Below are 11,734 nucleotides of genomic sequence, written 5' to 3' on the forward strand. Positions count from 1 at the left end.
GGCCACCCGCGTGCCGGACTACATGGTGCCCTCGGCATTTGTTGGTGTGGATCGCTGGCCGGTGACCGCGAACGGCAAGCTCGACCGCAACGCCTTGCCGAAGCCGCCGCAGAACGAGATTGCCGGACTGGCGCCGCGCACGCCGCTGGAGCAGGAGCTGGCCGTGCTGTTCGCCCAGGCGCTGGGCCGCGATGCGCCCGTGGCTGTGGATGCGGACTTCTTCAGCCTCGGCGGCGACTCGCTGTCCGCGGTTGCACCTGCTGCTCGCGATCGAGCAGCGCTGGCGCTGCGACCTTGGCCTGGGCGCTTTGTTCGCGCAGCCGACCGTGGCCGCGTTGGCGACGCGCATTGCCGAGCCGCCGGCGCTGGCCGACCACGCGTTGGGGCCGGTGATCTCGTTGGCTGCCACTGATGCTGATGGGCCCACTCCGCTGTTCGTGCTGCACCCGGCCGGTGGCATCGCCTGGAACTACCGCAGCCTGGCGCGCGCGCTGCAGCCGGCACGACCGGTGTACGGCCTGCAGTCGCCCGCGCTGGATCCGAAGCAGCCGTTGCCGTCCAGCATCGAAGCCATGGCCAATGACTATGTGCAGCGCGTGGTTGCGCTGCAGCCGAAGGGGACCGGTACATCTGCTGGGCTGGTCGGTGGGCGGCATCCTCGCCCAGGCGATGGCGGTGCGCCTGCATGAAATCGGGCGTGAAGTCGGTGAACTGGTGCTGCTGGACGCCTACCCCAGCGAATGCTGGCGGGGCCGAACCGGAACCCGATGCCATCGCCGCATTGCGCGCACTGCTGGCGATTGCCGGCCATGACCCGGACGCGCATCCGGAGCTGGACAGCCGCGAACGCATTCTCGGCTTCCTGCGTCGCGGTGGTAGTGCGCTCGGCAGCCTGCCGGACGTGGTGCTCGATGGCGTGGTGCGCGCAGTGACTGGCACCAACCGGCTGATCCGCGAACACATCCACCGTCCGTTCGACGGCACGCTGGTGCACGTCCGCGCTGGCCGGGACCATCAGGCGCGGCCACAGTTGCAGTCGGCACTGTGGCGCGCGCACGCACGCAAGGTGCAGGGCGCTGGAACTGCCGTTCCTGCATGCCGAGCTGACCGGGCGCGATGCGGTGGCGCAGCTGCGCCGGTGGCTGTCGGCGCGCCTGCGCCACTGGGATGAGCAACAGGAGATCGCAACATGCAGTTGACCGGCTTTGAAGGTCGCGTGGCACTGGTGACCGGCGCCGCCGGCGGCATCGGCGAGGCACTGGTACGGGCTGTTGGCCGAGGCCGGCTGCACGGTGGTGGCAACCGACCGCGAGGGCGCCCGTGATAATGGATGCACGTGTGCAGGCGTTTGCGCTCGACGTGACCGACAGCGTGGCAGTGGATGCACTGGTGGATCGTGTAGAAGCCAGCATTGGGCCAATTTGCCTTGCCGCCAGCGTGGCGGGCGTCCTGCATGTGGGAGCTGTTACGGAGACCACCGAAGGCGATTGGCGCCGGGTGTTCGCGGTCAATGCCGACGGTGTGTTCCATGTTGGCCGTGCGCTGGCGCGGGTGATGTCACCGCGAGGCCAGGGCGCGATCGTCACCGTCAGTTCGAATGCCGCCGGCGTGCCGCGGCACGGCATGGCCGCCTATGCCGCGTCCAAGGCCGCCGCCACGATGTTCACCCCGCTGCCTCGGGCTGGAGCTGGCGCCGCTGGGTATCCGCTGCAACATCGTCGCCCCGGGCTCAACGCTGACCCCGATGCAGACCGCCATGTGGCAGGACGAGCATGGCGCAGAGCGGGTGATCGCCGGGAGCCTGGAGACGTACAAGGCCGGGCATCCCGCTGCGCAAGCTGGCCACCCCGGAAGACATTGCCCATTCGGTGATGTTCCTGCTCTCCGAGCAGGCTGGGCACGTGGCGATGAGCGACCTGTACGTGGACGGCGGCGCCACCCTGCGCGGTTGAGTCCTGTCGATACCGGCTGGCAATCCATGGTCCCGGTAGGGCCGGCCGCTGGCCGGCAATCCAATTTCCCTGGTAGTGCCGGCCGCTGGCCGGCAACCTCATTCAACTTCAGACAACTCCGAACACCCCTCGAGGCATGGCCTGACGTTCAACGCGCAACGATCGCTCCACCATGGGGGCATGAGCAGCCATCGCCTCCGCCTGGGCCGTCGTTCCATTGTCGGTCAGGTCTACGTTCTGACAACGACCACACATCTGCGCCGCCGGCTCTTTGAAAGCGAAGCTGCAGTGGCATGTGTAATCGACCAGTTTCATTACATCGAGCGGCGGGGGCTGGTGCAGTCACTCGCATGGGTCGTCATGCCGGATCACCTCCACTGGATGTTCGAGCTGCGTGCAGCTCACCTTCCAGACATTGCACGCCGAATGAAGTCGTCGAGCGCGCTTGCCCTGAATCGCCTACAGGGGTCGGTCGAAGTACGATCTGGCAGTCTGGCTACTTCGATCATGCCATGAGGGCGGAGGAGTCGCTCGCGCGGCAAGCCCTGTACATCCTCGGGAATCCGGTGCGCGCTGGTCTTGCTGGGCAGATTGGCGAGTACCCGCATGCGTGGTCGTGTCTGGGCGTAATGCCGGCCAGCGGCCGGCACTACCCGTTGCGTTGAGGGCTGAGGAGTCGCTGGCGCGGCAAGCCCTGTACATCCTCGGGAATCCGGTGCGCGCTGGTCTTGCTGGGCAGATTGGCGAGTACCCGCATGCGTGGTCGGTCTGGGCGTAATGCCGGCCAGCGGCCGGCACTACCCGTTGCGTTGAGGGCTGAGGAGTCGCTGGCGCGGCAAGCCCTGTACATCCTCGGGAATCCGGTGCGCGCTGGTCTTGCTGGGCAGATTGGCGAGTACCCGCATGCGTGGTCGGTCTGGGCGTGATGCCGGCCAGCGACCGGCACTACCCGTTGCGTTGAGGGCTGAGAAGTCGCTGGCGCGGCAAGCCTGTACATCCTCGGGAATCCGGTGCGCGCTGGTCCTGCTGGGCAGATTGGCGAGTACCCGCATGCGTGGTCGGTCTGGGCGTGATGCCGGCCAGCGGCCGGCACTACCCGTTGCGTTGAGGGCTGAGGAGTCGCTGGCGCGGCAAGCTCTGTACATCCTCGGGAATCCGGTGCGCGCTGGTCTTGCTGGGCAGATTGGCGAGTACCCGCATGCGTGGTCGGTCTGGGCGTAATGCCGGCCAGCGGCCGGCACTACCCGTTGCGTTGAGGGCTGAGGAGTCGCTGGCGCGGCAAGCTCTGTACATCCTCGGGAATCCGGTGCGCGCTGGTCTTGCTGGGCAGATTGGCGAGTACCCGCATGCGTGGTCGGTCTGGGCGTAATGCCGGCCAGCGGCCGGCACTACCCGTTGCGTTGAGGGCTGAGGAGTCGCTCGCGCGGCAAGCTCTGTACATCCTCGGGAATCCGGTGCGCGCTGGTCTTGCTGGGCAGATTGGCGAGTACCCGCATGCGTGGTCGGTCTGGGCGTAATGCCGGCCAGCGGCCGGCACTACCCGTTGCGTTGAGGGCTGAGGAGTCGCTGGCGCGGCAAGCTCTGTACATACTCGGGAATCCGGTGCGCGCTGGTCTTGCTGGGCAGATTGGCGAGTACCCGCATGCGTGGTCGGTCTGGGCGTAATGCCGGCCAGCGGCCGGCACTACCAGGCTTTCGAGCGAGACGGTTGCGGCAATGCCCGATGCAGTCAAGGCAGGGTCAGTCGGTAGACCAGCACGCGGTTGTCGTTGTCGTACGGGCTGTCGCAGGGCTGGCCCTGCATGCGGCAGTTGCGGGCGATGAAGTCGTTGTCGTTGCCGATCAGCAGCAGCACGTCGTTCGGATGCTGCGGGGTCCAGCGCCGGCAGCACGTCCATGGCTTCCCACTTTTCCGAAAGCAGTCCGGCATGCGGGCCGCGCTTGGTATCCAGGTCCAGCCCGGCACGTGCGAGCTGGGGGCGGTCGAGCAGGTTCAGCAGTTCGTCGCAGCGTGCGGGTACGATGCCTGCCTTCAACGTGGTATCCGCTGGATCAGCCAGCACCGAGGCCGTGCCGGTTTCGTAGGTGCTGCCGGCCAGGTTGCTGGCTTCGGCCACATCCACCAGCAGCACCGACTTGTAGACGATCGGGTCGTCGCCATCCTTGCCCAGGCCGTTGCCATCACGGGCCAGCAGCAGGAAGCGGTGGGCATCCAGTGCGCGCAGCTCGCTCTGCGCGGCGGTGCGGTCCAGTTTGCCCTTGCCGTCGTGCGCATAGGCGGGCAAGGCCATCACGTAATGGCCGATCGGTTGCTGCGGCGTCGGCGAGGCCGTCACGTCGTAGACCAGCACGCGGGTGTTGATGCGCCCGGCCGCATTGCCTTGTGCGCTGTCCTGCAGCGTGGTGCTCTGCAGGGGCCACGAACAGTCGGCTGCCGTCGGGCGACAGGCCCATGCCTTCCACGCCCTGGTTGTTGCGGCGGCCGCTCTGCGGTGGCGCAAGGGAACCGAACGCTGGCTTGCCCTCGCGCTGCGGCCTGATCGCGGGCGGTGCCACGATCACGCCCTGCAGCTGACCCTGCGCATCGAAGTAGTAGACGTTTGGCGGTGTACTCGTCGCCGATGTAGAAATGGCCATCGGCGGTGAACTGCAGCGACTCGGCATCCAGCGAGACCTTGCCCGCGCCCGCGCCGCTGGCGGGCGAGGGTAGCACCACCTCGCGCTGCGTGATCGTGTGCTCACCCGGGTCGGCACCGTGTGAACGGCTGACCGTTGAAGTCCTTCAGCACCACTCCCTTGTCCGGCACCATCGTCAGCGTACCGAGCGCACCGGGCTTTCCCCGGGTAACGTCGATGCGCAGCTGCATGCGCTCCACGCGTCCAGCGTAGTCGTAGAACAGGCCGGCCTCGGGATCGTTGCGGCCGCGGTCGGGCAGGGTCCAGAGCACGCCCTTCGTAGCCGCTGGCGGTACGCTTCCAGCTGCCGGGCTGCACCGCCAGCGAAGAGAACGAGCCCAGCGTGTCGCCGAGGAAGTCCACCGTGCCCGCCGGCAGCCGCCCGGCGGCGACCAGGCCTTTATCCACGTAGGTACGACCGCCCAACTGCAGGGTGCGTGGCGGCGTACCACTGGCCTCATGTGGGGCGGAGTATCCGCTGGCGGAGAGGCGTGGCCAGCAGCAGGGCGGTCGCGAACATCGGTGGACTCCGGGCGGTCGATCAGAAGCGAAGGTCGATCGTACCGAACACCTGGCGCGGTGCCGAGGCATGGAACACGTACAGCTTGCCGGCCGGGGTCGCTGGGCGCGAACACGCTCGAATCCAGGTTGCTGGCGTAGCGCTTGTTGGTCAGGTTGGTCACGTTGAACGACAGGCGCATGCCCTTGGCGAAGCCGACCTGGCCGAAGTCGTAGCCGCCAGCCAGGTCGAACACGGTGAAGCCGCCGAAGCCCTGGTCGTTGGTGTAGGTGTAGAAGCGCTCGCCGGTGTACTTGCCACGCCAGGCTGGCGAACCAGCCGTTGTCGCGCCAGGTGATCTCGGTGGCCAGCAGCTGCTTGGGCGTGTCGGTCTGGATCTTGCCCTTGATCTGCTGCTCGACACCGGCCTGTACGTAATTGGAGGCATAGGTCGAACGGTTCAGCGAGGCCGAGGTGTACCAGCTGAAATGCTCGTTCGGGGTCCACAGCACGGTCAGCTCGGCACCGGCGGCTGTCGACGCCGCCCACGTTGTAGAAGCGGTTTCCGCAGGTCGGGCCGACCGGCTGGCGCGAGTCACAGGGGTTGTACTGCAGCAGGCGGTTGTCGAAGCGCACGCTGTAGGCCGGATCGAGGCCTGCAGGGGTATCGGTGACGAAGCGGTAGCCGGCTTCGAGTGAGCGCGACTCCTCCGGCTTCAGGTTGCCCTGCGCGTTCCAGGTGGCCTGGCTGACCGCTTGCGGACCCGAGCTTGAAGCCGCCCTGGAACATGGCGATGTTCTCGGCATAGCTGGCGAAGAGTTCGTGGTGCTCGTTTCAGGCGGAAGTTGGCGCCGATGCTGGGCAGGAAGTTCTTGCTGGCCTTCAACGAACCGGTGGCGAACTGGTTGTTCGAGGTCGGCGAGATCGGCGTCTTCGCGTCGCCCGGCAGTGCCTGTGCATCGGAGGTGGCGTGTGGGCTCTTGGCGCCGAACTCCAGGGTCAGGCGATCATCGAGCAGGCGCCAGGTGTCCTTCAGGAAGAACTGGTGGGTCTTCCAGCGGGTGCGCTGGGCGAACACGCCCACATCGGAGGGCAGGGTATTCATGCCGCTCAGGTCACGCGGGCCGTCCACGGCAGTCTGGTAGCGCTCGGCGCTGCTGGTGTTGCGCTCGTACCAGACGCCGCCTTCGATGCGGTGCGCGCCCAGCTCCCAGTCGAAGGACAGCGTGCCGCCGTCGCGGTCGATGGTATAGATGGTGTTGCGGAAGATGATCGGAATCTCCTGCGCGGTGCCTTTGTTCGACCACGCGCCGCTGTTCCAGTTGTGGCCTTCGCCACGGTCATCGTGGTGGTAGGCCAGGGCGCGCAGGCTGAAGCCATCGGCCAGGAAGAAGTCGCCGGCCAGGTAGTACAGGTTGTCATCGCGCAGGATCTGGCCGGCGGTGAAGGCACCGTCGGCATCCTTGTCCGGGCCGCTGCTGTCGCACTTCTTCGCATTGAAGCTGGCGGTGTTGCAGTAGGCCTTGGCCACCGCCTTGTTCCAGTCCGGCGCGTAGCCGCCCCAGTCCCAGCCCAGGCCGCGCGACATCTCGTCCTTGGACAGGTAGAAGTAGTCGGCCTGGGTGTGTGCGCGAGGTATCGACAAAACCGGTGATCTGGCCGCGGCCAAAGTTCCAAACGCCCTTGGCGTTGAACTGCTTGGTGGTGGACTTGTTGTAGGCGGTCTGGTCGTTCCACAGATCGGAGGCGGCATTCATGCCGGAAACATAGCCGGAGAAGCCGTTGTACTCGCCGCTGTCCACGCGCACGAAGGTGCGGCGGTTGGCATCGCTGCCGAAGGTCTGCACCACGCGGCCGCCGAGTTCCTGGGCCGGGCGGTCGGAGGTATAGGAAATCGTGCCGCCGAGGTTGCTGGTGGACGGCGTACCGAGGCTGCCGATGCCCACCGCCAGTTCCGCGCCGGCCATGTTCTCGCTGATCAGCGCACGGTTGATGGTCAGGCCGTTGTAGTTGTTGTACGCACCATCGCCCAGCGGCACACCGTCCAGCGTGTATCCGAGGCGAGTGGAGTTGAAGCCGCGCAGGCTGAGGGTCATCGACTGCTCGTTGGTGCCCAGCGCATCGGCCGACTGCGCGTTGACGCCCGGCAGCAGGTTGAGCGTCTTCTGCAGGCTGGTGCCCGGCGGCAGGATGTCGAGGTTCTCGCGGGTGATGCGCTGCACCTGGCGCGCTTCACCGCTGCCGATCACCGAGACCGCATCGAGGGTGGTGGCGGAGGGCGTGCTGGAGGTCGGGGCAGCATCCTGCGCCCAGGCCGCGGGAGCGAGCGCGATCGACAGCGCAGCGGCCAACAAAGTCTTCGTCATGTTACGGACACTCAGGCAGGCACGAGCCACCGCACGGGCGCGGAGCTCATGGCGTTCAAAAGGGGAGACAACCGATGCGACCGGCGGGCGCTGCAGGCGCCGTGGGTCAACGTGAAAATGGTGCGCTAGACAGATGACTGTCTGGTGACATGTTCAGTTGTTGTGAGGCGCCTACCAGGACGGGTAGTGCCGGCCGCTGGCCGGCAGCCCGATGAACCTGCGGCTATCAATCAATTGCCGGCCAGCGGCCGGCACTACCAATCGGTGTTCAGCGCGGCTTGCGCGTGCGCTTCGGCTTCGCGGTATCGCCGCCGCTGGCGGCGCCATCCTGCAGCGCCTGCAACCAGGACAGGGTGTCCACGTAGTCGATGAAGTGGCGCAGGTAACCGGGGCTGGTTGCCTGCATGGTGTCCAGCATGCGCTGCACCAGCACCGCCGAGTTCAGCGGGCCGCCGTCGGCGGGGGCTTCGGTGCGCAGTGAGCGGCGCACCTGCAGCTCGCTGCGCAGCTCCGACCATTCGCGCTGCACCTGCTGCAGCATCGGCACGTGCGGGTAATGCGGCAGCGAGCGCGACCCCGCATCGAGGTCGCGCACCAGTGCGCGCAGGCCCTCCAGTGCGGGCGGCTTATTGGCATCCGGGGCCTTGGGCTTGGGAATCGGCGCGATCTCCACGCGACGGTTGCGTGCGCGGCCGTCTTCGCTGGCATTGGAACTGACCGGCTGCTCGCTGCCGAACGCGGCGGCGAACACCGCGTCGGCCGGTACGCCATCGGCGATCAGGGTGCGGGTCACGGTCAGCGATCGCTGTGCGGACAGCTCCCAGTTGTCGGCGAAACGCCGGTTGCCTTCGCGCACCGGCGCGTCATCGGTGAAGCCGCTGACCATCAGGATCTCTTCGCGCGTGCCCAGGTAAGCGGCCAGCGGTGCGGCCAGGCTGCGCAGCAGCTCCTGGCCTTCCGGCTGCAGCTGGTCGGAGTTCAGCGCGAACAACACGCTGCCACTGATGCCGATGCGGCCGTCGACCAGGGTCACGCGACCGGCGGCCAATGGGCCGGCCAGCGCCTGTTCCAGCGTCTGCAGTCGCTTGGCTTCGGCCTGGCGCTGCTTCACTTCCTGGTCCAGCCGCTGCGACAGCTCCAGCTGCACGGCGACCACACCGACCAGTATCAGCACGAACGCACCCAGCAGCACCGACATCAGGTCGCCGAAGGCGGCCCAGATCGGGGCGTGCGAACCGCCGTCGACCTCCAGCTCGTCGCTCATGCGCTGCCGGCCTTGCCGCGGCGCGTGGCCAGCTGCTGCAGTTCTTCCATCACCTGCTTCTGCGACAGCAGGCTGAGGTCGACCACCTCGCGTGCCTGCGCCACGTAGTAGGCCAGCTGCTCGTCGCTGCGGGACAACGAGGCATCCAGTGCGCCGCCGATCTGTTCCAGGCGGCCGGACAACTCGGTGGAGGCGCTGCCGAACTGCGCGACCGCCTCACCGAAGGCGCCGGCCAACTGGCCAACGTCGCCCGCGCTGCCGCTGAGCGCTGCGGCAATGCCATCCAGCTTGCCGGTCTCGGCGGCGATATGGTCGGTGAAGCGGTTGCCGACGCGTTCCAGCAGCTCGGCCGAACCGCCGACCAGCGCGTCCACCGCGGTGCGCTGCTCGTGCGAAGCATGGTTGATCGCATCCAGCAGGGTCTGCACGGTGGCCAGCAGGCGGCCGCGCTCTTCCAGCATCGCGTTGTCGCGCACCAGGCTCTCGGAGAGCGTGCTGCGCAGCTCGTTGATGACGTCGGCGGCGGCCTTCGGCGCAGCGGCGGCGGTCTGCAGCAGGGTGGACACTTCCGCCAACGTGGCGCTGGCCTGGGCGCGACCGTTCTCGCCGATCTGCTGCGCGGTTGCCGCCAGCGTGTCGCAGACCTGCTGCTGCTGGGTGGCCAGGCGTTCGCCGTTGGCCTGCAGGCGCTCGGCCAGATCGGTGGAAACATGCTGCAGGGCATCGCTCCAGCGCTGCAGGCGCTGTTCGTCGCCGGCCTGCAGCTGGGCCTGCAGCGCGGCGTGGGCCTGCTGCAGTTCGGCACTGACCGCATCCCAGCGCGCCTGGCGCTGCTGCTCGCGGCTGTCCAGGCTGGCCTGCAGTTCGGTCGTGCGCGGTGGCGGTGGCGGCCTGCGCGGCCTGCCACTGCTGCGAACGCTGCAGTTCGTGATCCTGCAGCAGCGCCTGGCTGGCGCTGTGGTGCTGTTCCAGTGTGCAGCAGCGCCTGCGCACGCGCGTCCAGATGCTCGCTGGCGTCCAGCAACGCCTGCTGCTGGCGTTCGACCAGCGCGGTATTCAATGCCTGCTGCTGTTCGGCGGCGGCGCGCCAGGCCTCGGCATTGCCGCTGGCATCGGCCTGCAGGCGCTCGCCGATGCGCGCGACCAGTGCTTCGGCCTGCGTGCCCTGGCCATCGCTGAAGGCCTGCAGGTGCTGACGCAGATCACTCACCAGCGCCTGTTGTGCCTGGGTCTGCTCGTTCACGACCTTGGCCCAGCTGGCTTCGGTGGCGACGCGGCTGCGCTCGAATCCGTCGCTCAGGCCAGACAACTGCTGCTGCACCGCCTGCTCGACACGGGCATGGAGTGCCTCACCATGGTGGGCGAGGCCGGCCAGCGTGGTTTCGGCCATCGGCTGCAGCGCGCCACCGATGGCAGCGGCACTGGCCTCGGCACCTTCGCGCAGCGACTGCTGCAGCGAGACGGCCAGGCGTTCCTGCAGCGCCTGGCTCTGGGTCAGGAACTCGGCCTGGCCGGCCAGCAGACGCTCATTGGCGGCCGCACTGTGCTGTTCGAAGGTGCTGGTCATCGCCTGCAGGCGGTCGACCAGCGCCGGCAGCGCGGCGGACTGTGCCTGCAACAGGCGCAGCGATTCGGCGCGCTGCCAGGCCTGCGAGTAGGGGTGCAGGTCGCCGGCAATGGCACGGTCCAGCTGCTGCACGGCCTGCAGGCGGTCACGGCGCAGCAGCGCCGCCAGCAGGCCGAGCATGGCCGAACTGGCAACACCGGCGATCGAGGTGCCGAACGCCACCGCCAGGCCCTGTACTGGCGACGCCAGCGAACCGCGGATGGCGGCCATGTCGGTTGCGCTCTGCAGGGCCAGGCCGGTGCCGCGCAGGGTGTCCATCATGCCAGCAGGGTACCGAGCATGCCCAGCAGTACCAGCAGGCCAACCAGGTACGGGGTCAGCAACCGGCGCGGGCAGGGCGGTGCGTTCGCCTTCCACGCGCAGACGCACGGCGTTGCGCAGGCCCATCGGCACGCGCTCCAGCCAGGGGGCAAGGCTTTCCTTCGCGCTGGACAGGTCACTCAGTGCGCTGCGCAGGCCGTTGCTGGCCTGGCGGTAGCGGTACAGCTCCACGCCACCGGCGATGTAGCAGGCCGCGATGATCGCCGCCACCGCTGCACCCAGCGGATGCACCGAAACGTAGCCAATGCCGATCCAGCACACGGCCAGCAGGCCGACAAGGAAAACAACGACATGGAAAGCAGTTCTGGACATGGTGTTCCGGTCAGTGGGAGCGCAGGGCGTCTTGCAGCCCTTCGATCGGGTGGAAGCGCAGCTGCAGCTCGGCAAGCAGCAGGGTGCGCATGTCATGGCGGAAGGCCGCGCGCCAGCCGGGCTGGCCGTGCACGCGTTCAAAACGGGCGCCGAGCACCCGCGGCGCAGTGGCCAGCAGGCTGTGCTCGCGCGGGGTGAGGGTCTGTTCCATCACCGCATCGACCTCGGCCAGCCGTGCCAGCTCGGGCGAAACTTTGTACCAGCTGGTCGCGCAGGCGGCCGCGCAGTCGCCCGGTGGCGGTCTGGATGGCCTGCTGCAGCACCGGTAGCGCTGGCGCAGCGAGGCGAAATTGGGTGCGGCGGCGGCTTCGGCCAGGTCCAGCAGGCGCTCGGCCTCGGCATCCTCGCTGATCGAGGCCAGCAGGCTGGCATGGGCCTGGGCGCAGTCGTCCAGCACATCCCGGGCCGCTTCGGCGGCCTCACCCGGCTCGGGCAGGCGCCCGCCCAAGGCCCCGGACAGGGCCACGGCACGGCTCCAGTCCACCCACTGGCCGAGGCGATCGGTCAGGGCGGGACTGCTGGCCGGCATCGCGCCGTCGCTGAGACGGGCGAGCAGGCGGAGGAATTCCGGTCCACCCAGGACCGGCTGCGCTGCTTTCGCCATCAAGGGGTGAGGGGCCAAAAACCGTTGATTTTACAACCAGATGACCCGGCCT

4 protein-coding genes and 6 pseudogenes are annotated in these 11,734 nt (G+C 67.9%); 4 read left to right on the forward strand and 6 right to left on the reverse strand.

Translation table 11 applies throughout. From position 1 onward, the window contains the following. From AB1281_RS24335 to AB1281_RS24350, 4 pseudogenes are all read left to right on the forward strand, one after another. A pseudogene (locus tag AB1281_RS24335) lies at window positions 1-1,199 on the forward strand (alpha/beta fold hydrolase); the annotation flags it as partial. Beyond that, window positions 1,190-1,952, forward strand: a pseudogene (locus AB1281_RS24340) (2,3-dihydro-2,3-dihydroxybenzoate dehydrogenase). The pseudogenes AB1281_RS24335 and AB1281_RS24340, both read left to right, overlap by 10 nt. A gap of 180 nt (window positions 1,953-2,132) precedes the next feature. Continuing rightward, window positions 2,133-2,617, forward strand: a pseudogene (locus AB1281_RS24345) (REP-associated tyrosine transposase). A gap of 436 nt (window positions 2,618-3,053) precedes the next feature. Continuing rightward, window positions 3,054-3,173: pseudogene (locus AB1281_RS24350) on the forward strand (REP-associated tyrosine transposase); the annotation flags it as partial. 960 nt (window positions 3,174-4,133) lie between these two features. Here the strand turns inward: AB1281_RS24350 and AB1281_RS24355 are convergent. The 6 genes and pseudogenes from AB1281_RS24355 to AB1281_RS24380 all read right to left on the reverse strand — a co-directional run bounded on the left by AB1281_RS24355 (window position 4,134) and on the right by AB1281_RS24380 (window position 11,682). After that, window positions 4,134-4,616: an esterase-like activity of phytase family protein gene (locus tag AB1281_RS24355; protein ID WP_430347244.1), complete on the reverse strand. Its 483-nt coding sequence runs from the start codon at window positions 4,614-4,616 to the stop codon at window positions 4,134-4,136. A gap of 74 nt (window positions 4,617-4,690) precedes the next feature. Continuing rightward, window positions 4,691-4,900: a hypothetical protein gene (locus AB1281_RS24360; RefSeq protein WP_430347245.1), complete on the reverse strand. Its 210-nt coding sequence runs from the start codon at window positions 4,898-4,900 to the stop codon at window positions 4,691-4,693. Window positions 4,901-5,169: 269 nt separating this feature from the next. Next, window positions 5,170-7,494: pseudogene (locus AB1281_RS24365) on the reverse strand (TonB-dependent receptor). A 268-nt stretch (window positions 7,495-7,762) separates the two neighbouring features. After that, a complete protein-coding gene (locus AB1281_RS24370) occupies window positions 7,763-8,758 on the reverse strand; it encodes a DUF2894 domain-containing protein (protein ID WP_430347246.1) in 996 nt (331 codons plus the stop codon). After that, window positions 8,755-11,018, reverse strand: a pseudogene (locus AB1281_RS24375) (DUF802 domain-containing protein). The gene AB1281_RS24370 and the pseudogene AB1281_RS24375 overlap by 4 nt, the downstream one beginning before the upstream one ends. Window positions 11,019-11,028: 10 nt before the next feature. Beyond that, on the reverse strand, window positions 11,029-11,682 hold the full coding sequence (locus AB1281_RS24380; protein ID WP_430347247.1) for a DUF3348 family protein: 654 nt from the start codon (window positions 11,680-11,682) through the stop codon (window positions 11,029-11,031). Between the last annotated feature and the right edge of the window lie 52 nt (window positions 11,683-11,734).

The sequence above is a fragment of the Stenotrophomonas sp. NRRL B-14846 genome (assembly GCF_050473585.1).
Classification (GTDB): Bacteria; Pseudomonadota; Gammaproteobacteria; order Xanthomonadales; family Xanthomonadaceae; genus Stenotrophomonas.